18 protein-coding genes and 1 pseudogene are annotated in these 26736 nt (G+C 62.8%); 10 read left to right on the top strand and 9 right to left on the bottom strand.

Translation table 11 applies throughout. The features are described 5' to 3' along the window. Position 1: 1 nt before the first annotated feature. The 3 genes from V6943_RS12790 (at position 2) to V6943_RS12780 (ending at position 7500) form a co-directional block, all read left to right on the top strand. A complete protein-coding gene (locus V6943_RS12790; RefSeq protein ID WP_340553821.1) occupies positions 2-1378 on the top strand; it encodes an L-serine ammonia-lyase in 1377 nt (458 codons plus the stop codon). A 403-nt stretch (positions 1379-1781) separates the two neighbouring features. Next, positions 1782-5906, top strand: a complete 4125-nt coding sequence (locus V6943_RS12785) for a CheR family methyltransferase (RefSeq protein WP_340553819.1) — start codon at positions 1782-1784, stop codon at positions 5904-5906. 295 nt (positions 5907-6201) lie between these two features. Continuing rightward, positions 6202-7500: an Nramp family divalent metal transporter gene (locus V6943_RS12780; protein ID WP_340553818.1), complete on the top strand. Its 1299-nt coding sequence runs from the start codon at positions 6202-6204 to the stop codon at positions 7498-7500. A gap of 56 nt (positions 7501-7556) precedes the next feature. Here V6943_RS12780 and V6943_RS12775 read toward each other — a convergent pair whose 3' ends face one another. After that, positions 7557-9125, bottom strand: a complete 1569-nt coding sequence (locus V6943_RS12775) for a sigma-54-dependent transcriptional regulator (protein WP_131650886.1) — start codon at positions 9123-9125, stop codon at positions 7557-7559. A gap of 258 nt (positions 9126-9383) precedes the next feature. On the opposite strand from V6943_RS12775, the gene phhA reads away from it, so the two are divergent. The 4 genes from phhA to rimA all read left to right on the top strand — a co-directional run bounded on the left by phhA (position 9384) and on the right by rimA (position 13111). Further along, positions 9384-10169, top strand: coding sequence for a phenylalanine 4-monooxygenase (phhA, locus tag V6943_RS12770; protein ID WP_340553816.1), 786 nt, complete (start codon positions 9384-9386; stop codon positions 10167-10169). A 141-nt stretch (positions 10170-10310) separates the two neighbouring features. Next, a complete protein-coding gene (locus tag V6943_RS12765; RefSeq protein WP_131650888.1) occupies positions 10311-10667 on the top strand; it encodes a 4a-hydroxytetrahydrobiopterin dehydratase in 357 nt (118 codons plus the stop codon). Then, entirely contained in the window at positions 10664-11863 is a 1200-nt protein-coding gene (locus V6943_RS12760; protein ID WP_340553815.1) for an amino acid aminotransferase, read from the top strand. Before V6943_RS12765 ends, V6943_RS12760 begins: the two co-directional genes overlap by 4 nt. A gap of 438 nt (positions 11864-12301) precedes the next feature. Next, entirely contained in the window at positions 12302-13111 is an 810-nt protein-coding gene (rimA, locus tag V6943_RS12755; RefSeq protein ID WP_131650890.1) for a S6 modification regulatory phosphodiesterase RimA, read from the top strand. Between the two features lie 39 nt (positions 13112-13150). On the opposite strand, the gene V6943_RS12750 is transcribed toward rimA, so the two are convergent. Further along, complete coding sequence (locus V6943_RS12750) at positions 13151-14104, bottom strand: helix-turn-helix transcriptional regulator (protein ID WP_340553811.1); 954 nt, start codon at positions 14102-14104, stop codon at positions 13151-13153. 174 nt (positions 14105-14278) lie between these two features. Between V6943_RS12750 and V6943_RS12745 the strand changes: the two genes are divergently transcribed. The 3 genes from V6943_RS12745 to V6943_RS12735 are packed head-to-tail and all read left to right on the top strand — an operon-like array spanning position 14279 to position 17741. Then, on the top strand, positions 14279-16429 hold the full coding sequence (locus V6943_RS12745; RefSeq protein ID WP_340553810.1) for a TonB-dependent siderophore receptor: 2151 nt from the start codon (positions 14279-14281) through the stop codon (positions 16427-16429). A gap of 56 nt (positions 16430-16485) precedes the next feature. Continuing rightward, entirely contained in the window at positions 16486-16800 is a 315-nt protein-coding gene (locus tag V6943_RS12740; protein WP_340553808.1) for a DUF2218 domain-containing protein, read from the top strand. Next, positions 16797-17741 carry an alpha/beta hydrolase gene (locus V6943_RS12735; protein WP_340553807.1) on the top strand — a complete coding sequence of 315 codons (945 nt, stop codon included), beginning with the start codon at positions 16797-16799 and terminating at the stop codon, positions 17739-17741. Before V6943_RS12740 ends, V6943_RS12735 begins: the two co-directional genes overlap by 4 nt. Positions 17742-17780: 39 nt before the next feature. Here V6943_RS12735 and V6943_RS20465 read toward each other — a convergent pair whose 3' ends face one another. The 7 genes and pseudogenes from V6943_RS20465 to V6943_RS12705 all read right to left on the bottom strand — a co-directional run bounded on the left by V6943_RS20465 (position 17781) and on the right by V6943_RS12705 (position 26491). Next, positions 17781-18545 (bottom strand): methyl-accepting chemotaxis protein, encoded by a 765-nt coding sequence (locus V6943_RS20465; RefSeq protein WP_445324141.1) that lies wholly within the window; start codon positions 18543-18545, stop codon positions 17781-17783. A 141-nt stretch (positions 18546-18686) separates the two neighbouring features. Then, positions 18687-19673, bottom strand: a pseudogene (locus V6943_RS20460) (cache domain-containing protein); the annotation flags it as partial. Between the two features lie 280 nt (positions 19674-19953). After that, positions 19954-21414 carry a sodium-dependent transporter gene (locus tag V6943_RS12725; RefSeq protein WP_181105108.1) on the bottom strand — a complete coding sequence of 487 codons (1461 nt, stop codon included), beginning with the start codon at positions 21412-21414 and terminating at the stop codon, positions 19954-19956. An 84-nt stretch (positions 21415-21498) separates the two neighbouring features. Beyond that, positions 21499-22188, bottom strand: a complete 690-nt coding sequence (gene maiA / locus V6943_RS12720) for a maleylacetoacetate isomerase (protein WP_340553803.1) — start codon at positions 22186-22188, stop codon at positions 21499-21501. 151 nt (positions 22189-22339) lie between these two features. Continuing rightward, positions 22340-23437 carry a 4-hydroxyphenylpyruvate dioxygenase gene (gene hppD, locus V6943_RS12715; RefSeq protein WP_340553802.1) on the bottom strand — a complete coding sequence of 366 codons (1098 nt, stop codon included), beginning with the start codon at positions 23435-23437 and terminating at the stop codon, positions 22340-22342. Between the two features lie 386 nt (positions 23438-23823). After that, positions 23824-25233: a sodium-dependent transporter gene (locus V6943_RS12710; protein ID WP_340553800.1), complete on the bottom strand. Its 1410-nt coding sequence runs from the start codon at positions 25231-25233 to the stop codon at positions 23824-23826. Positions 25234-25396: 163 nt separating this feature from the next. Further along, positions 25397-26491, bottom strand: coding sequence for a Glu/Leu/Phe/Val dehydrogenase dimerization domain-containing protein (locus V6943_RS12705; RefSeq protein WP_340553799.1), 1095 nt, complete (start codon positions 26489-26491; stop codon positions 25397-25399). Between the last annotated feature and the right edge of the window lie 245 nt (positions 26492-26736).

The raw sequence follows: 26736 nt of genomic DNA, 5'->3' as shown, positions 1-26736 counted from the left end.
CATGTCCCTCAGCACCTTCGATCTGTTCAAGATCGGCATCGGTCCCTCCAGTTCACACACCGTCGGCCCCATGAGCGCGGCGGCACGGTTCGCCGCAGGCCTGAAGCAGGACGGCTTGCTGGACGCGACCGAGCGCGTGCGGGTCGAGCTGTACGGCTCGCTCGGCGCAACCGGCAAAGGCCACGGCAGCGATAAAGCGGTGATCCTAGGCCTCGAAGGCGAACAGCCGGAAAAGGTCGACACCACTCTCATCCTGGAACGTCTGGCGGCGATTCGCAAAAACGGCACCCTGCGTCTGCTGGGTGAAAAGCCGATCCGTTTCGTCGAGAAAGAACATTTGGCGATGATTCGCAAGCCGTTGGATTTCCACCCCAACGGCATGGTGTTTCGCGCCTTCGACGCCGCCGGGTTGCAAATCCGCAGCCGCGAGTATTATTCGGTGGGCGGCGGTTTCGTGGTCGACGAAGAGGCGGCCGGCACCGACCGCATCGTCGAAGACCGCACGCCCCTGCCCTACCCCTTCCGCACCGCCCGCGAGTTGCTGGCGCTGTGCGACGCCCACGGCTTGTCGATCAGCCAACTGATGCTGGCCAACGAAGCGGCCTGGCGCCCGGAAGCGGAAACCCGCGCACGACTGCTGCAGATCTGGCAGGTCATGCAGGACTGCGTAAGCGCCGGCTGCCGCACCGAAGGCATTCTGCCCGGCGGGCTCAAGGTCGAACGCCGCGCCGCCCGGTTGTACCGCCAGCTCAGCGAAAACCCAGAAGCCAACCTGCGCGACAGCCTCAACGTGCTCGACTGGGTCGATCTGTACGCCTTGGCCGTAAACGAGGAAAACGCTGCCGGCGGCCGGGTGGTGACCGCACCGACCAATGGCGCCGCCGGAATCATCCCGGCGCTGCTGCATTATTACGTGCGCTTCGTGCCCGGCGCCGACGAAGACGGCGTGGTGCGTTTTCTGCTCACGGCGGCGGCCATCGGCATTCTCTACAAGGAGAACGCCTCGATCTCAGGCGCCGAAGTGGGCTGCCAGGGCGAAGTGGGCGTCGCCTGCTCAATGGGCGCCGGCGCGTTGTGCGAAGTGCTCGGCGGCACGCCACAGCAGGTGGAGAACGCCGCCGAAATCGGCATGGAACACAACCTCGGCCTGACTTGCGATCCGGTCGGCGGCCTGGTGCAGGTGCCTTGCATCGAGCGCAACGCCATGGGCTCGGTGAAGGCCATCAACGCCGCCCGCATGGCCCTGCGCGGCGACGGCAGCCATTTCATCTCGCTGGACAAGGTCATCCGCACCATGCGCCAGACCGGCGCCGACATGAAGAGCAAATACAAGGAAACCGCGCGCGGCGGGCTGGCTGTCAACATCATCGAATGTTGAAGCGACAAGCGACGGAAGCGCCTACGGCGATCCCGTCCTACAAAACACCCGCGACGCCCCGTCAACGTAGGCTGGATTAGCCGAAGGCGTAATCCGGCGGTCGCGCGTCCTCACCGCAGCGGCAAGCTGTCCGTCAGCCGACATTGCCTTGCTCCTGTGCAGCCTCTTTCGCGGCAAGCGACGGAAGCGCCTGCGGCGATTCCATCCTACAAAGCACCCACGACGCCGAGCCAACGTAGGTTGGATTAGCCGAAGGCGTAATCCGACAGCCCGAAGGAGGCAATCCGACGCGCCGAAGCTTTATCATCCGGGCTGTCCGTCGCGACGAAGGACATATTTCGCCTCGGCATTGTCGTTAACACAGGCGCCCCTGCCGTCAATGGATCGTCACACAGAGGAACCGATGAGCAACCCCAATGAACCATCGACCCCGAAGAACCTGAGCATGGCTCGCAGCACCCTGGATTTTCCCGTGGTCGGTATCGGTGCCTCAGCCGGTGGCCTCAAGGCTCTCATGAGCCTGTTCGAACAGATGCCCAGCGACAGTGGTATGGCGTTCGTGGTGATCATGCATCTCTCGCCGACGCATGAAAGCAACGCCGATAGCATTCTGCAAAACAAGACACGCATGCCGGTGATTCAGGTGACGCAGCCGGTGCCCATCGAGCGCAACCGGATCTATGTGATCCCGCCGGCCCTCGACCTGTCGATGAATGACGGCTATCTGCGGCTGACCAAGCCCACTCGCGAACGCGGCGTGCAGGTCGCCATCGACCTGTTCTTTCGTGCGCTGGCCGACGTCCATCACACCCACGCCATCGGCATCGTATTGTCCGGCGCTGGCGCGGATGGTTCGGTCGGCCTGTCCCGCATCAAAGAACAGGGCGGCGTGACCATGGCGCAGTCTCCCGACGATGCCGAATACGACTCCATGCCGCGCAGCGCTATCGAAACCGGCATGGTCGACATCGTGCTGCCGGTGCTGGAGATGCCCCAGCGGCTGATGGAGCTGAGCCGCAACATGCAGACGATGGTGCCGCCGATCGAGTCCCCGGCTGCAGCCGAACAAGCCTCAACGCACACGCCGACCCAAGCAAGCGAAGCGGCCCTGCATGACATTCTTGGTCTGCTGCGCAGCCGCACGGGCCATGATTTCCGCCACTACAAGCAAGCCACCGTGTTGCGGCGGGTCGAGCGTCGCCTGCAGGTCAATGCCGTCCACGACATGGCCGGTTACGCCCAACTGCTGAACGACCGGCCAGAGGAAACCCCGGCGCTGCTGGCCGATATGCTGATCGGCGTCACCAACTTCTTTCGCGACCAGGAGGCCTTCGAAGCGCTGGAGCGTGACATCATCCCGCAGCTGTTCGAGGAAAAGGCCTTGCTCGGCGAAAGCGACGCACTGCGTATCTGGTCCGCCGCCTGCTCCACCGGCGAAGAGGCCTACTCGTTGGGCATGCTGTTTACCGAGTACGTCGAACGCAACGGCCTGCGCGCCGATGTACAGGTCTTCGCCACCGACATCGACGACCACGCGCTGGAAATCGCCCGCGCCAGCGTCTATCCCGAAGCAATCGTCACAGACGTGCCACCAAACCGGCTGCAGCAGTACTTCACCAAGGAACAGAACCGTTATCGCCTGCGCAAGGAGCTGCGCGAGCGGATCCTGTTCGCGCGCCACAACATTCTGCGCGACCCGCCCTTCTCGCGGCTGGACCTGATTTCGTGCCGCAACCTGCTGATCTACCTTGACCGGGACATCCAGAGCGAAGTGCTGCGCATGTTCCACTTCGCCCTCAACCCAGGCGGCTATCTGTTTCTCGGCAACTCCGAGACGGCGGACATCTGCTCGCATCTGTTCGCCCCCGTGGACAAGAAAAACCGTATTTACCGCGCCCGGGATATCGGCAACCAGCGACGCGTGCCGATGCCCTCGTTGCAGAACTTTTCCACCACCTCGCCCACTCGCGTTTCCGGCACGGCTATGGCCCGCCGCAGCAAGTTCTCCTTCGCCTATGCTCATCAGCGCGCGCTGGAGCAGTACGCACCGCCCAGCGTAATCGTCAATCACGATTCGGAAATCGTCCATTTATCCGACCGTGCTGGCCACTTTCTGCGCTACGTCAGCGGTGAACCCTCGCTCAACCTGACGACCCTGGTGCAGCCCGAGCTGCGGCTGGCACTGCGTAGTGCGCTGTATCAGGCCGTGCAAACCGGCAAGTGCATCGAGGCCAGGCGAATCAGCCTGGAGCGCGAGGGGCACCACTTTTTCATCGATATGACGGTACGCCCGTTCCGCGACGACGAAGCGAGCGCCGACTACCTGCTGGTGCTCTTCGATGAAATCGAAGATCTCTCCGATAAGCGCCCCGCGACATCCCAAGGGGACGCCAACGACAGCGAGCTGACGCAGCTTCAGGTCGAGCTGCAACAGACCAAGGAGCAGCTGCAGCTGACCATCGAGCACTCGGAGACCTCCAACGAGGAGCTGCGCGCGTCCAACGAAGAATTGCAGGCCATCAACGAAGAGCTGCGTTCGGCCAGTGAGGATCTGGAAACCAGCAAGGAAGAGCTGCAGTCGATCAACGAAGAATTGATCACGGTTAACGCCGAACTCAAAAGCAAGGTCGATGAAACCAGCAAGATCAACGACGACCTGCAGAATCTGATTTCCTCCACTGATATCGCCACGCTGTTCGTCGACCGCCACATGCGCATCAAGTGGTTCACCCCACGCGCTCAGGACATCTTCAACGTGATTGACAGCGATGCCGGTCGCTCGCTGCTCGACATCACTCATCGCCTCGATTACCCAACGCTGTACAGCGACGCCTCCGAGGCCTTCGGCGAGCTACAGCTGGTCGAGCGCGAGGTCAGGAGTCTGGAACACAAGTGGTACATGGCGCGCTTCCTGCCGTACCGCACCACCGACGATCGCATCCAGGGCGCGGTGCTGACCTTCATCGACATCACCGCCCGGCGCAACGCCGAAGAGCGCGTGCGAGCCGGCGAGGCACACATGAGACTGCTGGGGCAGAGTATGCGCGGCTTCGCCATCATCACGACGGACCTGCAGGGCAAGATGACCGCCTGGAACCGTGGCGCCGAGTCCATCTTCGGCTACAGCGAACAGGAAGTGATCGGTCAGTGCATCGACCTCATCTACACCGCAGCGGACCGTGAAGTAGGCGTACCTGAGGGCGAGCGCAAGCGCGCGCTGGAGCAAGGCCAGGCCACCGACGAGCGCTGGCATCTACGCAAGGATGGCTCGCAATTCTTCTGCAGCGGGCTGGTCAACCCACTGGTCGACAGTGCGGGCAACATGATGGGGTTCGCCAAGATCGGCCGCGACCTCACCGAACAGCAGCGGATCAATAGCCTGCGTGCCAGCGAGCTGGAAAGCATCCAGGCCGCGAGCCTGCAGAAGGATGAATTCTTCGCCGTGCTTTCCCACGAGCTGAAGCATCCGCTCAATCTGATCCAGCTCAACACCGATCTCATTGCCCGTTCACAGGTCGTCAAGAACGCCACCAGCCTGTCCAAGGCCACGCAGTCCATACAAAGCGCGGTGCGCAGCCAGTCGCGGATCATCGACGACCTGATGGATGTCTCACGCATTCGCACCGGCAAGCTCAAGCTGCACTTCATCACGCTGCACTATCAAGATTTGCTTCGAGGCATCGAATCGGTATTCCTGCCGCTGGTAGAGGGTGAGAGGGTGGCCTTCGACACCTTCAAATCCGAGGAACCGCTGTATATCCATGCCGACCCGACGCGTCTCGAGCAGATCATCTGGAACTTGTTGAACAATGCCTGGAAGTTCACCAAGGGTGGCGATCGCATTTGCCTGCAGCTCGAGCGCGAAGGCGATCAGGCGCGTCTGGATGTGATCGACACCGGCGTGGGAATCGCCGAAGAGTTCCTTCCCAAGGTGTTCGACATGTTCGGCCAGGCCGATATGCAGCACGCGCAGCGCTCCAAGCATGGCCTGGGAATCGGGCTGGCGCTGGTCAAGCAACTGGTCGAAGCCCACAACGGGCGTATCGAAGCCCACTCGGAAGGCATTGGCCGTGGCGCTCGTTTCAGCGTCTGGCTACCGGTGCATCTACAGACCGAAATGGCACTCGGCGAACTGACCGGCGCCGGAGAGGCGGGCGGGCTGGCGAGCATCAGGATTCTGCTGGTCGATGACTCGCCCGACATTCTCGACACCATGCGCGAACTGCTGGAAAGCGAAGGCGCGAACGTCACCACCGCAGACGGTGGTGACCAGGGCATTGAACTGGCCGAGGCCACGCGCTTCGACATCATCATCTCCGACATCGGCATGCCGGGCATCGACGGCCACAAGATGATGAACGAGATACGCCACGGCGACACCAACGCCACCACCCCAAGCATCGCCCTGACCGGTTACGGCACCCTGCGCGACGTGGAAAAGGCCAAGGCTGCAGGCTTTACCCAGCACCTGCGTAAGCCGATCGACCTGCAGGCGTTGATCGATGCGGTGACTCAGGCGGTGCATTGAGGCCCGCCTCGGTACTGCCCATAGGTTCAGCGCCCTAGTCGTCCGACGACTAGCAGCCATCGCATCGCTTCCATTCTACAAAGCGACGCATGATCGCGCCGGATCAAGCAACCTACTTTGCTAGCCAAATGCCATAGAAGATGCGAGCTAAGGCTTCCGTCCCACTATGTGGGCTGCTCGTTACATCTTTTTAGCTGCGAGGAGAAAAAGCGTCGAATGACATTGCAATACAACTAGTCATATGATGTCTTACATCTCGCAGTTCCTTCTACAACAATAATTCGGAGATCAACTCATGGCCCGCTCGGACGCCATTGATAAAGTCCTTCCCGCCCACTCGTCCTCGCGACTGGGAAAAATCGTCAAATTGCTCGGCCCCGGTATCATCGCCGTGCTCTCCTGGCTGGGCGCCGGGGATCTGATCACCTCGTCTGTTGCCGGCGCCAACTATGGCTACGCGATGATGTGGGTGCTGGCCGGTTCGCTGCTGCTGCGCTTTCTGATCGTCAACATGATTGCGCGCTTCCAGCTCTGCAATAACCAAGGCATGACCATCCTTGGTGGCTATGCCCAGCTTCACCCGGCATTCGCCTGGTTCATGTTCGTCTACGCGCTGTTCATGGGACATCTGATGAACGCCTACATGATCAAAGGCGCCGGCGAAGCTCTCTCTACGCTGCTGCACATCGACCGTCCGCTGCTCTGCTCGGTCGCCGTGGTAATCGGCGTCTGGCTAGTGGTCGGGCGCAGCATTTACGCACTGATTGAGGGCGTGATGAAGGTGCTGCTAGCAATCATGACGCTGGCCTTCCTGTCGCTGGCCATCATGGCCGGGCCGGACGTCGGCGGCATCATCTCCGGCACCTTCGGCTTCAGCATCCCGAGCGACCAGGGCGTGCATGGCGCCTTGCTGGTGGCCGTCTCGGTGATCGGCGCGGTCGCCGGCTCGATCGCCAACTTCGTGCACCCCTACGTTATGAAGGAAAAGGGCTGGACCGGGCCGCAGCACAAGCGCATGCAGCGCAACGACCTGCTGTTCGCGGTGTTCATCGGCATCCTGATCAACCTGGCGATCTGGGTGGTCGGCGCGGAAATCCTGCGGCCCAACGGGCTGAAGGTCGAAACGCTCGACGACCTGGGCGCAGCGCTGGAAATGTTCTTCGGCCCGGCCGGCTGGTATGTGTTCTTCATCGGCGTGTTTGCCACCCTGTTCGCTAGCGTGGTGGGCAAGACGACCGCCTTCCCGATGCTGATCGTCGACGCCCTGCACTACTCGGCACCGTCCCGCCGTGCGCGCTATGGCGAGAAGTTCCAGAGCGATCCGCTGCACAAGTGGTTCATGCTCTTTGTGCTGGTCACGCCGCTGGTCTGGTCACTGCCAGGCATGCCCGACTTCGTGACGCTGACCATCGGTGTGAACGCGCTGAATATCGTGGGCCTACCGATCATCTCGATAGGCCTGCTGATCATGTCCAACCAGAAGAAGCTGCTCGGCGAATATCGCAACAACCTGTTCGAGAATATCGCTCTAGGTCTGGCGACAATCCTCGCGGTGTGGGTCGCCATCCAGCTCGGAACCGATTTGCTGGCGTGACTGCGATCGCGGCGCGGGTGGCTCTGACGGCCCCCGCGCTCACCGCATCGTATGCACTACCCCCCACCGCCGCGCGTGCTGCCGATGCCGTATTCACGCAATTTGTTGGCCACGGTGGTATGCGACACGCCCAATCGCTTACCTAGTAGGCGACTGCTTGGGTGGCGTTGGTAAAGCTCTTCCAGCACGGTTTTCTCGAAGCGGCCAAGGATGCTGGAAAGATCGCCGTCCAGGGAAAACTCACCCAGCGGCTGCGGCGCGCCGTAATCAGGCAGGCGGATGTGCTCCGGCTTGATCACCCCGCCCTCGCAGAGTGAAACCGCCTGAAACAGCGTGTTCTCCAGTTGCCGTACGTTCCCCGGCCAGTGATAGCCGGCCAGCCGCTCCAGCGCTTGCGGTGACAGGCTCGGCAGCGCGCAGCCGATCTGCCGGCTGGCCTGATCGAGAAAGTGCAGCGCCAGCGGTTCGAGCCCGTCGAGGCATTCGCGCAGCGGTGGGATGTGCAGCGACAGCACGTTGAGCCGGTGATACAGATCCTGGCGAAACTCACCCTTGGCGCAGAGCTCGGACAAATCCAGCTGCGTCGCGCAGACCACCCGCACGTCCAGATATACCTCCTCGTCGCTGCCCACCCGGCGGAAACAGCCGTCCTGTAGAAAGCGCACCAGTTTGGCCTGTAGCCGCGTACTCATCTCACCGACGCCATCGAGGAACAGCGTGCCGCCGGAGGTCAGCTCCAGCAGGCCGAGCTTGCCTTCCGGGCGCGCGCCTTCGAAGGCGCCAGGGCCGTAGCCGAACAGCTCGGTTTCGGCCATGGACTCCGGCAAACCGGCGCAGTTGAGCGCCATGAACGGCGACTGCCCGCGCGGGCTGGATAGATGGCAGGCGCGCGCCAGCAGCTCCTTGCCGGTGCCGGTCTCGCCCTCGATCAGCAACGGCGCATCCAGCGGCGCCATGCGCCGCGCCTCACGAACCACCGCAGCCATCACTTTCGAGCTTTGGAAGATACTGTCGAAGCCGCGCAATTCTTGTTTGCGCACGTTATAGATGCGCTCACCCACGCGGTCGGCGCGGTGCAGCGTCAGTACCGCACCGGCCAGGGCTTCGCTGTCGTCGTGCTCCGATTGCAGCGGCGCGATGTCGGCGAGGAACACGTCGCCCTTGATGGTCACCCGCAAGCCGTTGATGCGCGCCTTGTTCGCCCGCACCAACTCCGGCAGGTCGAAGTCCTCGGCGTAGCGCGACAGGCTCATGCCCGGCACCTCATCGACGCGCACGCCCAACAACTGGGCAGCCGCGCGGTTCGCTGCGACGATGGCGCCGGCCATGTCGATCGACAGCACCGGAAACTCCAGCGCGCCGAGCAGCGCATTGAGCTCCAGCGAATGCCGCTCGCTGGGCATCAGGCCGACCTTGCGCACCTCGAACACGCCCTGCAGCGCCTCGATCTTCGGGCGCAACGCCTGCAGCTGAAGGTTCATCAGATTGGGGCAATGCAGGTAGACCGCATTGCCATGCTCGCCGCCCACCTCGCCGCGTGCGACGTTGATGCCGTAGTCGACCAGCAATTCGAGCATGTCTCGGAGGATACCGATGCGGTTCTGGCAAAGAATCCTGATTCGCATGTGAACCTGTCCTTTTCGTTTCGGCCGCAACTTTCTGCTGCTCGCTCTTGTTTGTCGTCAAGATTATTTGACAGTACTGCTGGTCGACAAGGCGATAGAGTAGTTAATGCGACGATTCGTAAGCGTTTCTTTACGAATCACCCGAACCATCCCGTCAAGAGCATCCACCACGCACTTCCATACGTTGCGCTGCCGCTATCAGATGAAGGGCATCCAAAACAAAAAAGTCTCAGGCGGCCATCCCGCTCAGGAGGTCAGATGAAAACTACGAAGTACGTCGCCCGCGAACCGGACGCGCACGGCCATATTCATTACCCCGACGCCGAACACGCCGTCTGGCAGACCCTGATCGAACGCCAGCTGAAGCTCCTCGACGGTCGCGCCTGTCAGGAATATCTGGACGGCATCGAGCAGCTTGCCCTGCCCCACGACCGAATTCCGCAGCTGAACGAGATCAACCGCGTCTTACAGGCGACCACTGGCTGGCAGGTGGCACGCGTGCCGGCGCTGATTCCTTTTCAGACCTTTTTCGAACTGCTGGCCAGCAAGCGCTTTCCCGTCGCAACCTTCATTCGCACCCCGGAAGAGCTCGATTATCTGCAGGAGCCCGACATCTTCCACGAGATCTTCGGTCACTGTCCGCTGCTGACCAACCCCTGGTTCGCCGAATTCACCCACACCTACGGCCAGCTCGGTCTCAAGGCCAGCAAGGAAGAGCGCGTGTATCTCGCGCGGCTGTACTGGATGACCATTGAGTTCGGCCTGGTGGAGACATCAGCCGGCCGACGCATCTATGGTGGCGGCATCCTTTCCTCGCCGAAGGAGACGCTCTACAGCCTCTCCGACGAGCCCGAGCATCAGATGTTCAATGTGGTCGAAGCCATGCGCACGCCCTATCGCATCGACATCCTGCAACCTGTGTATTTCGTCCTGCCGGAGCTGAAAAGGCTGTTCGACGTCGCCCATGAAGACATCATGGGCCATGTGCGCACCGCCATGCAGCTGGGCCTGCACCAGCCGAAATTTCCGCCGAAAGCGGCATGACGTGAACCGCACGGCGTAATCGTAGGGTGGGCTTTAGCCCACCAATGCCACATCTGGGCTAAAAAACGGTGGGCTGAAGCCCACGCTACGCGTCCACCTACAAGCCCAGACCATTAACAACGAACAACACAAGGACCGACCATGACCGCCCTCACCCAAGCCCACTGCGAAGCCTGCCGCGCCGACGCGCCCAAGGTATCCGATGACGAGCTGGCCGAACTGATCAAGCAGATCCCGGATTGGAACATTGAAACCCGCGACGGCCACATGGAGCTGGAGAAGGTCTTCGCGTTCAAGAACTTCAAGCACGCCCTGGCCTTCACCAATGCCGTCGGCGAGATCGCCGAGGCCGAGGGCCATCATCCCGGTTTGCTCACCGAGTGGGGCAAGGTCACCGTGACCTGGTGGAGCCACTCGATCAAAGGCTTGCACCGCAACGACTTCATCATGGCCGCGCGCACCGATGAGGTAGCCAAGACAGCCGAGGGCCGCAAGTGAAACAGTTCAGCGACGTGGCGCGGGTCCCCGGCGACCCCATTCTCGGCCTGCTCGATGCCTACCGTGCCGACCCGAACCCGGCCAAGCTCGACCTGGGCGTTGGCGTCTACAAGGACGCCCTGGGCCTGACGCCGATCCCCAAGGCGGTGAAGCTGGCCGAGCAGCGGCTGATCGACAGCGAGCAGACCAAGAGCTACATCGGTGGCCATGGCGATCCTCTGTTTGGCGAGCAGCTTCTGCGTCTGGTCCTGGGCGAAGGCTCACCAGCCCTGGTCGAGAACCGCGCCGGCTGTACCCAGACGCCCGGCGGTACCGGCGCGCTGCGGCTGGTGGGCGATTTCATCGCCAAATGCCTGCAGGGCCGTAGCCTCTGGCTCAGCGACCCGACCTGGCCAATCCATGAAACTCTGTTCGCAGCGGCACAGCTAAAGGTCGAGCACTATCCCTATGTGAATGCGCAGAACCGCCTGGACGTGCCGGCCATGCTCGCCGCGCTGGAGCAGATTCCCAGCGGCGACGTGGTGCTGCTGCACGCTTGCTGCCACAACCCCACCGGCTACGACCTGAGCCAGGACGACTGGCGTCAGGTGTTGGAAATCGTTCGCAAGCGTGAGCTGTTGCCGCTGTTCGACTTCGCTTACCAGGGTTTCGGCGACGGGCTGAACGAGGACGCCTGGGCCGTAAGGCTGTTCGTCGACGCGTTGCCGGAAGTGCTGATCACCAGCTCATGCTCGAAGAACTTCGGCCTGTATCGCGAACGCACCGGCGCGCTAATAGTGGTCACGGCGGACGGCGACTCGCTGATCGACGTACGCAGCCAGTTCGCCTCGGTGGCGCGCAATCTCTGGTCGACACCACCGTCTCATGGCGCGGCCGTCGTGGCGACGATTCTGGCCAATAGCGAGTTGCGCCAGCTCTGGGTACAGGAAGTCGCCGCCAAGCGCGAGCGCATCGCCGGCTTGCGCCAGGGTCTAGTGGAAGCGCTGCAACCGCACGGTCTGGCCGAACGCTTCGCGCATATCGCTCGGCAGCGGGGGATGTTCTCCTACACCGGCCTGACCGCCGCGCAAGTGCTGCGCCTGCGCACCGATGACTCGGTGTATCTGGTGGAAAGCGGCCGCGCCAATATTGCCGGACTGGATGCCGCGAGGCTGGATCAGCTGGCCGCAGCCATTGCGCGGGTAGTTTCAGACTGAGCCCAGCCACGGTGGAATGGGTGGGCGTCGGATGATGCCGTCGGACGTCGGATTACGCCTCCGGCTAATCCAACCTACGTTGACGGGGCGTCGCGAGTGCTCTGTAGGATGAAATCGCCGAAGGCGCTACCGTCGCTTGCTGCCCCGACGATGCACGCGGCCGTCGGATTTCTTTCCTGCCGAGCTTCGGATTACGCCTACGGCTAATTCGACCTACGTTGACGGAGCATTGTGGGCTGAAGCGCAACGCCGCCCGGCCCATCTACAGCTCACCGCTTTCAAAACACGGGTACCGCTGAAAAAAGACGAACGCCATCAATTCGCCAGCGCACCGCACTGATGCTTGTCGTAACATGGGTCGCCCGGCGATGAGCGGAGTCCAGCGTCAGTAAACGCGGCCGCTAATGTCACTCAACACGTCCGACAGCGAGCGCGCCCATGATTCAACATGACGCCAGTAACCCAGCCCCTTCTTCCTATTCCTGCCATTCGGCCGAGGAACACGGCGGTTGCCCCAGCTGCGCCAGCGGCGAGCGCCTTGGCTTTCGCTTCAGCTACGCCTATCAGCCGATCGTCGATCTCCAGGCGCGCGAAATCTTTGCCCATGAAGCGCTGGTCCGAGGTGTCAACGGCGAACCGGCACCCAGCGTGCTGTCGCAGGTCACCGACGAAAATCGCTTCCGCTTCGATCAGGCCTGTCGCGTGAAAGCGATCAAGACCGCCGCCAAGCTCGACATGCGCAGCCGGCTATCGATCAATTTCATGCCCAACGCCATCTATCGCCCGGAGCTGTGCATCCGCTCGACGCTCGAAGCGGCGCGCGTACATGACTTCCCGGTGGAGCGGATCATCTTCGAAACCATTGAGGGCGAGCGCATCAGCGACGCGAAATGGCTGGCCGAAGTGTTTCGTGAATATCAACGCATCGGCTTTCTCACCGCCATCGACGATTTCGGCGCCGGCTTCGCCGGGCTCAACCTGCTCGCAGACTTCCAGCCGGACATCATCAAGCTGGACATGGATCTGATTCGTGGCATCGACCAGAGCCGTGCGCGTCAGGCGATCGTCAGAGCAACAGTCGGGATGTGTCAGGAGCTGAGCATCGCCGTGATCGCCGAAGGCGTGGAAACCCTTGATGAATGCAGCGCTCTGCACGATCTGGGCATCAACTTGATGCAGGGGTATCTGTTCAGCAAACCGCTATTCGAGGCATGCGGCCAGGCCGAAACGCTGGCGTGGCCGGGCTGACGGGAACGCCGCTCGCCCCGCCCCACCTAGTTCGCTGCCTCAAATCCTCGCGCGCACCTGCCTCGGGCTGATGCCGAACTGTCGCTTGAACGCCGTGGCGAAGTTGGCCGGGCTGTTGTAACCCGCGCGCCAGGCGGCTTCGTTGACACTGACGCCGTCGCGCTCCAGCGCTTGACGCGCCTGCAGCAGCCGCCGTGCGCGTTGGTATTCAAACACGGTCATGCCATGCAGCGTGCGGAACTGACGTTGCAGGGTATTGGCGTTAACACCGATTTCCCGCGCGATGCGCTCCAGCGTCCAGTCATCTGCCGCACCGCTATCGAGCAGCTCGGTAAGCCGCTGCACGCGCACATGCTCATGTGGGCGCAGACCGACGCTAGGTGCTCGCTCGTCAAGACTGCCCAACGCCTCGCAGGCGATATCCAGCGCGCGGCTTTCCAGATACAGACGTTGCAGCAGCGGATCGTAGTCGGGCGGATTGAGCATCTGCTCGGCCAGGGTCAGCAGGCGCGCCGAGGGCTGCCACACCTGCGGCGCCAAGTGGCTTTGCATGAAGCGATGCACCGAGCTCCCAGCCTCGCCGCCGGCAGCCTCGAACCACTCGGGCGACAGGCTGACCACCAGCTTGCGGATATGCCGGCCGCGCCGGGCCTGGCGACGGAACAGCACCGGCTCGTTCATCGCCAATGCGATCCCCTCGGGCCTGCGACACCGGCCCGGCTGGCCAAAGGTGAGCGACAGGCCGCCGTAATTCACCTCGCTCTGCCCGTCGAGAAAGAGCACGAACGACAGGCGCGGGCCGACGACATTTTCGGTGACGAAGTCCTGCAGCTCCTCGTAGTCGGACCAGTGCAGCGACAGCCCGTCGCGCAACTGCAGCCAGCCCACCCGACCATAGAACAGGCGATCGTCGTCAGGCCTCGCCAGACGCAAGCCCGGCTGGCTCGTGAGTGGCAACTCGTCGCGTCGGATGAGGTGATCAGGCTGCTGCATGGCGCATATCCCCGGCAATGGCAGATCGCAAAGCAAATGTTCGTTCGCGCAAAGGTTCTGTCCACAGCGCGGTGGCAGACTACGCGCCGTTACATCTTGATGCAAATCATTATCATTAAGTGAAGCCAAGGGGCAGACGCCAATCTGCCCACCGCTCGCGACAGGAGCCGCCGCATGGACAGAACCACCCGCCCCTTCCGTCTTACCCATCATTCTCGGCGCTGGCTGCTGGTCGGCCTGCTCGCGCCCTTTCCGCTGAGCGCTCTGGCCCAAGGCGTCGCGCCGCAGGACGAGCCGGTCCAGCTGGAGAGCATCACGGTCGAGGGCAACCGCTTGTATGACATGCCGTCCTCGGAGCAGAGCGGCGGCTACACGGTGCCGGCGGCGACCGTCGGCACCAAGACGCCAGCCGAACTGCGCGACATTCCGCAGTCGATCACCGTCTACACCAGCGATTACATCCGCGACCGTCAGTTCGTGAACCTTGATGATCTGGCCAAGTACACCGCCGGCCTGCGCACCCTGACCAACGACAGCGGCCGCTCCTCGATCTACGCACGCGGCTACGAGTACGACGAATTCAACATCGACGGCCTGCCCGCGCCCATGGCCAGCATCAACGGCACGCTGCCGTCGCTGTCGCCGTTCGACCGGGTCGAGATCATGCGCGGCCCGTCCGGGCTGTTCAGCAGCACCAGCGAGATGGGCGGCATCGTCAACATGGTCCGCAAGCGCCCGACCGCCGAATTCCAGGGCAGCCTGACCGGACGCTACGGGACCTGGGACCAGAACTATCAGGAAGCCGACTTCGCCGGACCGCTCGATGAGGAAGGCCGCGTACGTGGCCGCGTGGTCGCCTCGCGCGCCGATACCAACGGCGAGGTGGACTACAACGAGAACACCAGCGAGAGCTTCTATGGCGCGCTGGATGTAGATCTCTCCGATGCCACCACGCTGTCCCTCGGGCTGATCCACCAAACCAAGGACATCCTGCCGCACAACGGCTACCCCGCCGCCACCGACGGCAGTCTCCAGAACTTCAGTCGCTCCACCTACTTCGGTGCCGACTGGGGCGATTTCGATAGCCGCAGCACCGATGCCATCGCCGAGCTGACCCACCGCTTCGACACCGGCGGTTACGGCCGCATCGCCGTGCGCGGATCCAAACGGGCCACCGACTACCTCTATGCCTTCACCGGACGCAACGCCACCACAGGTGTGACCAACCTCGCCTACACCGCACGCGACTTGGAGCAGGACACCCTCGCGGTGGACGCCAACTACAGCCAGCCGTTCGAACTGCTGGGCCAGGTCTCAGAATTCGTCGTCGGCACCGATTTCAAACGCTACGAGACCGAATACGCCGATGCCCGCGGCAACCTTGGCGGTATCGACGTCGACACCTATCACCCAAGCGACAAGCCGAGGCCGAACATCACCTTCGGCACGCCGACCGAGACCGAGGAACGCGAAGCCGGGCTCTACGCCAAGCTGACCTTCCGCCCCGTCGAGCGCCTGGCGCTGATTGGCGGCGCTCGCGTGAGCAGCTTCACGGGCGAGAACAGCACGGCCGATCACGACGCCAAGGAAAGCGGCAATGTCACCCCCTACGGCGGTCTGGTGTTCGACCTCGATGCGCAACACTCGCTGTACGCCAGCTATTCGCAAGTGTTCAAGCCGCAGACCGAGACCGATGCCGGCGGACGCATCATCGAGCCACGCGAAGGTGAGCAATACGAGGTAGGCATCAAGGGCAGCTACTACGGTGGCGACCTGAACGCGCGGATCACCGCCTTCCAGCTCACCGACGAGAATCGCGCCACTGGTGCCGTCGACGACTTCGGCGTGCCCATCGGCGGCGTGTACGAGGCCAGCGGCAAGACCCGCATCCGCGGCGGCGAATTCGAAGTCAGCGGTTACCTGACGCCTGATTGGGAGGTGCTGGCCGGCTACACCTACATGAAGACCGAGAATCTGTCCGGCGACGAGAATGCGCTGTTCGCTCTGATGCCGCGCCACCAGGCCTCACTATGGACCAAGTACACGCTACCCGGCGGCACTCTGCGCGGCCTGGGCATCGGCGCCGGAGTCAGCGCCATGAGCGACTTTCACATCGAACGCGCCGGCAGCCCTCGGTTGAGCGCACCCGGCTATGCGGTGGTCGATGCCAAGCTGTCCTACCCGATCACCGAGAAGCTGACCGCCACCTTCGACGCCAACAACCTGCTGGACCGCAAATATTATTCGCGGGTCGGCAGCGTCGGCACCTTCAACTTCTACGGCCCGTCACGCAATTTCGTCGTCGGTGCCCGCTACGAGTTTTAATCCGCCCGAGCCGTCGGCGTCCTATGGATGTTGGCGGCTTCGCCATGGAGAACGCCATGTCTCAGTTTCACGCCGTAGTCCCCACACCACGCGCCGCGCGCAATATGACCCGCCTGTGCAAACACTTCGCCCACAAGGGTGACGTGCGCTTCGACGAGGCCCGCGCAGAGATCGATTTCGCCTTCGGCAACTGCCAGATGCGCGCCGAAGCCGACCGCCTGCTGATCGATTGTCAGGCCGAGCCCGGCGATGCCGAAAAACGCCTGCGCTTCGTCATCGCCGATCACCTCCAGCGCTTCTCCGGCGAGGAAGCGCTGCAGGTCGATTGGCAGGAGGGTGCCTTGCCGTCAAGCGATGGAACACTGCCATGAAGCGGCTCGTATTGGCCCTGGCTGCCAGCCTCAGTGCGTACCTAGTGCCGGCAGCGGCGTCCACTGCCCAAGAGTGGCAAGCCGTGACACTGCCGCAGGCCGAGCAGCGCCTTTTGCATTCGCAGCACACCGACCGCGACTACCGCATCTTCGTCTCGCAGCCACAGCACGAACCGCCACCCGGTGGCTATCCGGTGCTCTACGTGCTCGACGGTAATGCACTGTTCCCTTCGCTGGCGATCCAGGCCCAGGCGCTAGAAGCCCGCCCCGATCCGACCTTGCGCAACTCCGTTCTGATCGTCGGCATCGGCTATCCGGGCGAGGGACTCTACGAATTCAAGGCGCGCGCCGAGGACTACACACCCGACGCTGAGGACCGTCAGCGGCTGCCCGGCCGCGAACCGCCACCCTCCGGCGGCGCCGAGCGCTTCCTGGAGTTTCTCGAAACCGAGCTCAAACCGATGATCTCCGAGCGCTATCCGGTCGATCCGGCGCGGCAGACGCTGTTCGGGCATTCCTATGGCGGGCTGTTCACCCTCTACACGCTGCTCAACCGACCGCAGGCGTTCAGCGGCTATGTCGCCGCCAGCCCGTCGATCTGGTGGCACAACGGCTATATCGAGCGCAGCCTGGCGACGTTCGAGAAGGGGGTGAAACAGCATCCCGTGCAGGCGCGCCTGCTGGTCACCGCCGGCAGCGCGGAAGAACCCGCCGCCGACGATCCGCTGACCGATCCACGCCAGCGCCACATGGCCGAGCGGCGTATGGTGGGCAATGCGCGGGAGCTGGCCGAACGCCTGTCAGCCGTGTCCGGACTGACGATCGACCTGCGCATCAACGAAGGGGCCAATCATGGCACCAATGCGCAGTACAGCACGGTGCAGGCGCTGGAGCTGGCAACCTCGACCAACATGCCAGCCACGACGAAGACGGGCCACTGACAGGCCCGAGCTTCGCCTCTGGCGGTGCGCCTGCTCGGGTCAGATACGGAAGCTGCCGACCAACTGCTTGAGGCGAGCGGCCTGTTGTTCGAGGTCGCCACAAGCACGCAAGGTTGACTGCAGGTTCTCCACGCCTTCCTGGTTGAGGGTATTGATCTCGGTGATATCCATGTTCAGCGACTCGATCACTGAGGTCTGCTCCTCGGTGGCGGTGGCGACCGACTGGTTCATCGCGTCGATCTCGCCGATGCTCTGGGTCACGCTGCCGAGCCGCTCGCCGGCCTGGTTGGCGATGTCGACGCTGGCCTCGCTTTGGCGCTGGCTTTCGGTCATGGTGGTCACCGAATCACGTGCGCCGACCTGCAGCTTCTCGATCATGCCGTGGATCTCCTGCGCGGAGGTCTGGGTCCGATGGGCCAGGCTGCGCACCTCGTCGGCCACCACCGCGAAGCCACGGCCAGCTTCACCGGCGCGGGCCGCTTCGATGGCGGCGTTGAGCGCCAGCAGGTTGGTCTGTTCGGAAATGCCCTTGATCACATCGAGAATCTGGCCGATGCCGACGGTCTGGCTGTTGAGCGCTTCGATCTGCTCGCAGGACGCGCTGATGTTGCTCGACAGCTGCTTCATCGCCACGATGTTCCGCTCGACCACCTTGCGTCCGTCTTCGGCCTGATGGCTGGCGCCGCTGGCTTGCTGCGAGGCATCGGCGGCGTTGCGGGCGATCTCCTGAGCGGCGGCGCCGAGCTCATTGATCGCGGCGGCCACGCTGTTGGTGCGGCTGGCCTGCTCATCGGAGTTGACCATGGAGGAGTTGGAAGCCGTCAGCACGCGCTGCGCCACTTCGTTAACCTGCTCGGTCGCCGATGCCACATCGCGGATCGAGCCGTGAATACGCTCGACGAAGCGGTTGAAGGCCAACGCCAGGGTGCCGAATTCATCATTCGACTCGACCTTCAGCCGCCGGGTGAGGTCGCCCTCGCCCGCCGCGATGTTCTCCATGGCCCGCCCCATTTCGGTGAGCGGGCGCATAAGCACGCGAATCAGCATGCCCAGCAGCAGCATGATGAAGGCAACGGCGATAACGGTGGCCAGCACAGCCGTAGTGCGGAAGCTCGACAGCGCCGCGTAGGCCTTGGCCTTGTCTACCGAGATGCCGACGTACCAAGTCACCGAGGGCAGGCCAGGGACCGGGCTGAAGCTGACGATCCGCGTCTCGCCGTCGAGCTCGGCTTCGCTGTAGTTGCTGGTGAGCGCGGGGGTGTTTTGCGGGTAGAGCTCGGCCAGGGTCTTCATCACCTTGGTCTTGTCCGGGTGCACCAATATCTTACCGTCGCCGCTGACCAGGAAGGCATAACCCATGCCGTCGAAGTCCAGCGCGTTGATGCTGTCCACCAGCATGCGCAGGCTCAGGTCACCACCGACCACGCCGAGGTTTTGGCCACCACGTTTGGCTGGCGTTGCCGCGGAAATGACCAACTCTTTGGTAGCGGTGTCCAGATAGGGCTCGGTCAGCGTCGTACTTGCCGCGCTGATGGCGTCCTTGTACCAGGGCCTTTGGCGCGGATCGAAGTCTGCCGGCAATTCGAGGCGGGGATAAACGATGAACTCGCCGTCGTCGGCGCGACCCAGATAGGTAAAGGCGAACGTGGAGCTGAGCGCCGGCTGCGCGACCAGCGAATTGACCGCCCCGCCGGAGCTGTCATGGGTGATGGTCTGCGCCACGCTTTCCAGCAGCACCAGACGGCCGGCAAGCCAGCTCTGGATGTTGTGCGCGGTGCTATCGCCCATCTCGCTCAGGTAGCCCTGGAGATTGTCGCGAATGGCGTTGCGCTGCAGGTAATCGTTGTAGAGCGTGAACAGGGCGAAGGTCGCGATCACTACGAGTGACGCGGCCAGCAATATCTTGTGGCTGAACTTGAGACGGCTAGACATGAGAGCAACCATTTGTTTTGTTCTGGATCAAGGCGGCAATCCCGGGCCTGGCTGAGCATCCGTTGCATTACCGATCTGTCGGCGTCTGCCGATGAATCTTTAATCCATCGAATTTCGGTCGAAACGGGCTACAGCCTCCATGAACAGGGGCTTTCGATGCCTCACTGACGGACCAGCGATATATCTTGTGGCAATTTAGAAAAGCGCCCATGCACAAGCAAAAACGGCACGCTCATGCCGAGCGTGCCGTTCCGTTAACGCACCAGATGGGCTGGCGAACTCAGCGTCCTGCGAGCGCCGGCATCACCCGTGGCCGCAGGCCTTCGCCAAGGATGGTCAGTACGCCGATGGCGCCGACGATCCAGTACCAGCGCACCAGCGGGTCGAAGCCCAGCCAACCGAGGGCATGCAGAAATACCATCAGGATCAGCACGGGGCAGACATAGCGCACCATGAACAGCCACAGCGCATAGCCCAGCGGTGGCAGGTCCAGCTCGTCGCGCATGATGTCGCTGCGCAGCGCGTATCCGGCAAAGACCACGATGAAAATCCCGCCCAGCGGCATCATCCAGCGCGAGGTCAGGTAGTCCAGCCAGTCGAAGAAGTTCTTGCCCAGCGGCGTCCAGCCCGACAGCAGGTTGAACGAGAGCATCGCCAGCAGGCTAATCACCAGCAAGACCGCGCCGGAGCCGATGGCCGCCTTGAGGCGGCTGATGCCATGTTTTTCGTTGAGGTAGGCGACAGTGGCCTCGATCATCGAAATGGCCGAAGTCAGCGCGGCGAGGGAAACCATGGCGAAGAACAGCACGCCGAAGGCGGTGCCGAACGGCATCTGCTGGAAGGCCAGCGGCAGACTCATGAAGATCAGCCCCGGTCCGGCGGTAGGGTCCATGCCGTTGGCGAATATGATCGGGAAAATCGCCAGGCCCGCCAGCAATGCCACGCAGGTATCGATGATGGCGACCGTGAAAGTCGTACGGGCAATGGACTTGTCATCGGGCAGGTACGAGCCATAAGTGAGGATCGCGCCGGACGCCAGGCTAAGCGTGAAGAAAGCGTGACCGAGGGCGGCCAGCAAGGCTTCGCCAGTAATTTTCGAGGTGTCGAAGCTGAACAGGAAAGCGAAGCCCTGATCGAAGCCGCCACTTGTGAAAGCGTAGCCGACCAGGACTAGCAGCAGCACGGCGAGTCCCGGCATCATCCAGCGCACCGCATTCTCGATGCCCTTCTGCACGCCCTTGGCGACGATCCACAGTGTCAGCAGTGCTACCAGCAGGCTCCAGCCGCCGAGCTGCCAGGGGTTGCCGTTGTGCGCCTCGAATACCTGCGCCATACCGTCGACCGAGGTGGCGGCTAAAGAGCCGTCGAGCATTTTCAGGGTATAGGCGAAGGCCCAGCCGGCGACCACTACGTAGAAGCAGAGGATCAAGAAGCCGGCCGCCATGGCCATGCCGCCGACGCCCTTCCACAATGGACTGCTGCCGTTTTCACGCGCCGCGCGGCCAATCGCATCGATGGGGCTGCCGCGGCCACGCCGGCCGATGGCGATCTCGGTCATCATCACCGGAATGCCGATGGCCAGGATGCACGCCAGGTACATCAACACGAAGGCGCCACCACCGTATTCGCCGGTGATGTAGGGGAATTTCCAGATATTGCCGAGGCCGACTGCGGAACCGGTCGCGGCGAGAATGAAGCCCCAGCGGGACAGCCAGAGGTTCTTGGGTTTTTCACGGGTCATGCGTCACCTGTTTGTTTTTATCTGTGACGAAAATCGAACCCGCCACGCTCGTAGCGCGACGGAATGTGCAAGGCGGATAAACCTTTATTGAGCGTCGGGCTGCACCTCCGGAGCTGCTTTGGCAAAGGCTTCGAGGGTTTCGCAGCGTTCGACCATCTCGAGGATGCGCGGGTACGCAGTGAGGTCACAGGCAAAACGGCGCGCATTGTATACCTGTGGAATCAGACATGCCTCCAGGTAACCCGGACGCCTGCCGAGTGACAACCTGCCCTCGAACGGGGTTAGCCCCTGCTCGACGCTCGCCAGGCCGGTAGCGATCCAATGACGGACCCACTCGTTCTTGACCTCGGCCTCCACGCCCAGCGTGCCGCTCAGGTACTGCAGCACGCGTGTGTTGTTCAGCGGATGCACATCACAAGCGATATGCAACGCCAGCGAGCGCACCCGCGCGCGATCGGCGGGATCGTCCGGCAGCAGCGGCGGTAGCGGGAAGATTTCTTCCAGGTATTCGAAGATCGCCAGCGACTGGCCGATGCGCTCGTCACCATCGACCAGCAACGGCACCAGGCCTTGTGGATTGAGGGCCCGATAGTCAGCTGAATGCTGCTGGCCGCCATCCTTGACCAGATGCACCGGCAGATTCTCGAACGCCAGCCCCTTGAGATTCAGAGCGATGCGCACTCGATAGGCCGCGCTGGAGCGCCAGTAGCCGTAGAGCTTGAGCGTTGCTGGCGCGCTTGATGGGTCAGCTGTTATCGCTTGATTGCTATCCATGGATATCCCTGAGTTAAAAGGGCGGCGCGGAACCGATGTAGGGTGGGCTTTAGCCCACCGATACCGAATCGGCGGACTTGGAAGTGGTGGGCTGAAGCGGAACGCCGCCCGGCCCACCCTACATGCTGGCCCAGGCGACGTTCCGACCGTTTTACTCGCCCCCAATCACGCCGCGACGAACCTGGTCTTCCTCGATGGATTCGAACAGCGCCTTGAAGTTGCCTTCGCCGAAGCCCTGATTGCCCTTGCGCTGGATGATTTCGAAGAAGATCGGGCCGATCACCGTGTTGGTGAAGATTTGCAGCAGGATGCCGTCGTCACCTGATTTTCCGGTCCCAGGCGCCCCGTCGATCAGCAGGTTCAGCTCGCGCAGCACCTCGGTGGGCTCGCCATGTCCGGCGACGCGGGTGTCGACCTTCTCGTAGTAAGTATCCGGCGTGCTCATGAAGTCCACGCCATTGGCGCGCAGCTGGCGCACGGTCGCGTAGATGTCGCCGGTGGACAGGGCGATGTGCTGGATGCCCTCGCCGTGGTACTCGCGGATGAATTCCTCGATCTGCGACTTGTCGTCCGCCGACTCGTTGATCGGGATACGGATCTTGCCGCACGGCGCGGTCATCGCGCGGGAGAACAGGCCGGTGAGCTTGCCTTCGATATCGAAGTAGCGAATCTCGCGGAAGTTGGCGATGCGCTCGTAGAAGCCGGACCAGACGTCCATCTGCCCGCGCATGACATTGTGGGTCAGGTGATCGATGCACATCAGCCCGACGGCATTGTCGTTCGGCGTGCGGCCTTCGATGTACTCGAAGTCGACGTCATAGATCGACCTGTCACCGTAACGATCAACGAGATACAGCAGCGAGCCGCCAATACCTTCGACGCAGGGAATATTCAGCTCGCCGAAGTTGGCGTGGCTGCCCACCAGCTTGGCGCCTTGGGATTCGACATAGGTGGCGGCCTGAGCGGCGTTCTTAACCCGGAACGCCATGGCACAGGCGCTCGGCCCGTGCTTCTCGGCAAACTCGCGGACATGGCCGCTGGGGCTGCCGTTGAGCACGATATTGATGTCGTTCTGCTGGAACAGCCGAACCTCTTTGGAGCGATGCTTGGCCGTTTCGGTAAAGCCCATCTGGGTGAACAACTGACGCAGCTGCTCGATGCCCTCGGCATTCGGCGCGGTGAATTCGACGAACTCGAAACCGTCGGTGCCGATGGGGTTGTGCTGCTCGATCTTGGTCACAGCGTTCATTGCGCCTCCTGCTTATTGTTCTGGTGTCGCACGGACATGGCGGCTCCCATCACACCCCAGCGCAGCACGCCGGACAATCCCGTTTCAAGTTCCCGACCTGGCGGCGACACAGGTTGTCCGTCAGCTTTTCGTTACAGCACCAGACGTGCCGCAGATGCTGGTCCTCCAACTTTCCATGCGTAACGAAAAGTTGACGAGCCAGTGCGACAAGGCGCCGCAGCGGGTGTTCAAGGTCTTCACGTAGGGGGGGGTGGGCTGAAGCCCACCCTACAGCTGAATCCCCGGTAGGGTGGGCCGGGCGGCGCTCCGCTTCAGCCCACCAAAGCGCGGCATTGAGTTGGCACTCAACCAAGCGCCCCGCGACCTAGCCTGGGCAACGCCGATGCCTAGATCACCCCAATCAGACTGAAGAACACCAACCCGATCGCCACCGGCGTGCCGAAGCGCAGCAGGTTCCACCACACACGGAACCAGCCGGGATGAACGATACCAACCGCCTCGCGCACTACCTTCTCCTTGAGCACCCAGCCGGTGAACAGCACCGTCCCCAGCCCGCCCAGCGGCATCAGCCAGTTGGCGGTGAGGTAGTCCATGCTGTCGAAGAAGGTGCGTCCGAACAGCTGATAATCGGCCCAATGATTGAAGGAGAACACGCTGGCAAGGCTGAGCAGCCAGAGCACAGCGCCGGTGGTCAGCACGGCCTTGGCGCGGCTGATGCCGAAGCGTTCGTTGAGCCATGCGATGCCTGGTTCGCTTAGGGAGATGGTCGAGCTCACCGCAGCCAGCACCAGCATGACGAAGAACAGCCCACCGAACAGCTGGCCCAGCGGCATCTGGCCAAAGGCAATCGGCAACGTGACGAAGATCAGCCCCGGACCGGAGCCCGGCTCGAGACCGTTGGCGAATACCAGCGGAAAGATCGCAAGCCCGGCCAACAGCGCCACCGAGGTGTCGGCCAAGGCCACCAGCAGCGAGGTCTTGGCGATCGAGACACCCTTGGGCAGGTACGAGCCGTAGGCCATCATGGCGCCGCAGCCGAGGCTCAGGGTAAAGAACGCATGCCCGAGGGCCAGCAGCATGCTCTCTGCGCTCAGTGCGGAGAAGTCCGGTACGAACAGGAACTCGACGGCCCGGGCGAAATCACCGGCCACAGCGGCATAGCCGACCAGCCCTAGCAGCAGAATGAACAGCCCCGGCATCATGAAACGCAACGCACGCTCCAGCCCGTCGCGCACGCCGAGCCCGACGATCAGCATGGTCACCGCCAGCACCGCCGAGCCGTACAGCACCAGCCGCAGCGGGTCGGTCAACAGCGCATCGAACAGTGCGGCGCTGGCCGCCGCATCCGCGCCGGTGAAGCTGCCGCTGAGTGTTGTCGGCACATAGGCCAGCGCCCAGCCAGCCACCACGACATAAAAGCTCAGAATGAGAAAACCTGTGAATCCGCCAAGCCAGCCGACTGTACGCCAATGCAGACTGGCGCCGGCCTCGCGGGCCAGGTTGGCGACCGCACCGGCCGGATTCTGCCGCCCGCGCCGGCCGATCAGCACCTCGGCCATCAGCAACGGAATGCCGATGGTGAGGATGCAACCGAGATAGACCAGTACGAAGGCACCGCCGCCGTTTTCGCCGGTGATGTAGGGAAATTTCCAGATATTGCCGAGGCCGACGGCCGAGCCGGTGGCGGCCAGGAAGAACACCCAGCGCGAGGACCAGAGCCCACGCGCCGCGCTTTGCTGAGTACGAACGGAGGCGCCACCGAGCGTACCGGCGGCGAGGCTGCTTTTTTCAGTCATGCGGATTCCTGCTTGTTGTTTTTGTCAGGGATGTACACGGACGAGACGACACGCGGCGTGCGGGCGCTCGACGACAAGGGGCGCCCATGGGCGCCGCGCTTGTCTGCGTCTTTCACGAATGGCTCGGCAGTACGGACAGACGGCACGGGGCCGTCGGAGATCGCTAAGCGTGCAGGCGCTGCTCGCTCGGATGTGCCAGGGTCTCACCGGTCTGCAGCCGCTCGAGGGCCAGGCGGTCGGCGATGACCGAGGTTGGTTCGCCACTGACGGCGGCCCGGCTGAAGATCTCACGCAGGGTGTCACCGATACCTTTGACGTGCGCATCGGTCTGCGCCGCGCTGCCACCGATGCGCTGGTAGTAGACGTCGATGATGCCGCCGGCATTGATGGCGTAATCCGGCGCGTAGAGTTGATTACGGCGCTGCAGCTCGACGCCAATCTCCGGGCTCGCCAACTGGTTGTTCGCCGCACCGGCGATCACTGACGCGCGCAGACTTTGCAAGGTCTCGGCGTTGAGGATGCCGCCCATGGCGCAGGGCGCGAAGACATCCACATCCAGGCCATAAATGTCGTGCGGGCGTACCGCGTTGGCGCCGAGCTCTTCCATGGCGCGCTGTACGTTTGCATCGAAGATGTCGCAGACCCACAGCTCGGCTCCGGCCTGTTTGAGATGCCGGGCCAGGCCCAGACCGACATGGCCGACACCCTGGATCGCCACCTTGATACCAGTCAGATCATCGCGTCCCAGCCGATGCTGCACGGCTGCCTTAAGGCCGACGAAAACGCCGAGCGCGGTGGACGGCGATGGATCGCCACTGGCGATGCTGCCGTCGAGCAGCGTGCGCGGCGATGCGCCCATCACATGACGGGTGCGCTGGGCGAAGGCCTGCATCTCGGCGTCGCCAGTGCCCGAATCCGCCGCCGTGATGTAGCGCCCGCCGAGGCTGTCAACGAAATCGCCCATGGCATGCAGCAGCGCCTGGCTCTTGCCGATATGCGGATCGCCGATGATCACCGCCTTGCCGCCGCCGAGCTTGAGGCCCGCCAGCGACGATTTGAGCGTCATGCCACGGGACAGGCGCAGCACATCGCGCACGGCGTCGTCGTCACTGGCGTAAGGGAACATCCGGCAACCGCCCAGCGCCGGGCCGAGCGTGGTGTCGTGAATGGCGATGATGGCGCGCAGACCCGACGCCTTGTCGTGGCAGAAGACCACCTGTTCGTGGTTATCGAAATCGGGATGGGTGAAGACGGACATTGAGGATTCCTCTGTTATTGTTTGATTCGGGCCCGGTTCATCGAGGCCGTTGAAAATTTGTAATGAACAGCATGTGCATAGAGCCAAACCGTAGGGTGGGCTTTAGCCCACCGGCTACGGGCGCCAATGACTCTGGTGGGCTGAAGCGGAACGCCGCCCGGCCCACCCTACGAAGCTGCACCTCGTCGCCGCGCAGGTAGGCCCTGTAGGGTGGGCTTTAGCCCACCAGTACGCTGAACTCCGCT

Origin of the sequence: Pseudomonas sp. CBC3 (assembly GCF_037967085.1) — a bacterium.
Classification (GTDB): Bacteria; Pseudomonadota; Gammaproteobacteria; order Pseudomonadales; family Pseudomonadaceae; genus Stutzerimonas.
Note: the sequence above shows the minus strand (reverse complement) of the source record. Positions and strands in the feature narration are given on the sequence as shown.

Excerpts from the sequence above, each read along its gene's own strand:
- V6943_RS12790 (WP_340553821.1), top strand. The coding sequence starts at position 2 with ATGTCCCTCAGCACCTTCGATCTGTTCAAGATCGGCATCGGTCCCTCC.
- V6943_RS12785 (WP_340553819.1), top strand. The coding sequence starts at position 1,782 with ATGAGCAACCCCAATGAACCATCGACCCCGAAGAACCTGAGCATGGCT.
- V6943_RS12780 (WP_340553818.1), top strand. The coding sequence starts at position 6,202 with ATGGCCCGCTCGGACGCCATTGATAAAGTCCTTCCCGCCCACTCGTCC.
- V6943_RS12775 (WP_131650886.1), bottom strand. The coding sequence starts at position 9,125 with ATGCGAATCAGGATTCTTTGCCAGAACCGCATCGGTATCCTCCGAGAC.
- phhA (WP_340553816.1), top strand. The coding sequence starts at position 9,384 with ATGAAAACTACGAAGTACGTCGCCCGCGAACCGGACGCGCACGGCCAT.
- V6943_RS12765 (WP_131650888.1), top strand. The coding sequence starts at position 10,311 with ATGACCGCCCTCACCCAAGCCCACTGCGAAGCCTGCCGCGCCGACGCG.
- rimA (WP_131650890.1), top strand. The coding sequence starts at position 12,302 with ATGATTCAACATGACGCCAGTAACCCAGCCCCTTCTTCCTATTCCTGC.
- V6943_RS12750 (WP_340553811.1), bottom strand. The coding sequence starts at position 14,104 with ATGCAGCAGCCTGATCACCTCATCCGACGCGACGAGTTGCCACTCACG.
- V6943_RS12745 (WP_340553810.1), top strand. The coding sequence starts at position 14,279 with ATGGACAGAACCACCCGCCCCTTCCGTCTTACCCATCATTCTCGGCGC.
- V6943_RS12740 (WP_340553808.1), top strand. The coding sequence starts at position 16,486 with ATGTCTCAGTTTCACGCCGTAGTCCCCACACCACGCGCCGCGCGCAAT.
- V6943_RS12735 (WP_340553807.1), top strand. The coding sequence starts at position 16,797 with ATGAAGCGGCTCGTATTGGCCCTGGCTGCCAGCCTCAGTGCGTACCTA.
- V6943_RS20465 (WP_445324141.1), bottom strand. The coding sequence starts at position 18,545 with ATGGTCAACTCCGATGAGCAGGCCAGCCGCACCAACAGCGTGGCCGCC.
- V6943_RS12725 (WP_181105108.1), bottom strand. The coding sequence starts at position 21,414 with ATGACCCGTGAAAAACCCAAGAACCTCTGGCTGTCCCGCTGGGGCTTC.
- maiA (WP_340553803.1), bottom strand. The coding sequence starts at position 22,188 with ATGGATAGCAATCAAGCGATAACAGCTGACCCATCAAGCGCGCCAGCA.
- hppD (WP_340553802.1), bottom strand. The coding sequence starts at position 23,437 with ATGAACGCTGTGACCAAGATCGAGCAGCACAACCCCATCGGCACCGAC.
- V6943_RS12710 (WP_340553800.1), bottom strand. The coding sequence starts at position 25,233 with ATGACTGAAAAAAGCAGCCTCGCCGCCGGTACGCTCGGTGGCGCCTCC.
- V6943_RS12705 (WP_340553799.1), bottom strand. The coding sequence starts at position 26,491 with ATGTCCGTCTTCACCCATCCCGATTTCGATAACCACGAACAGGTGGTC.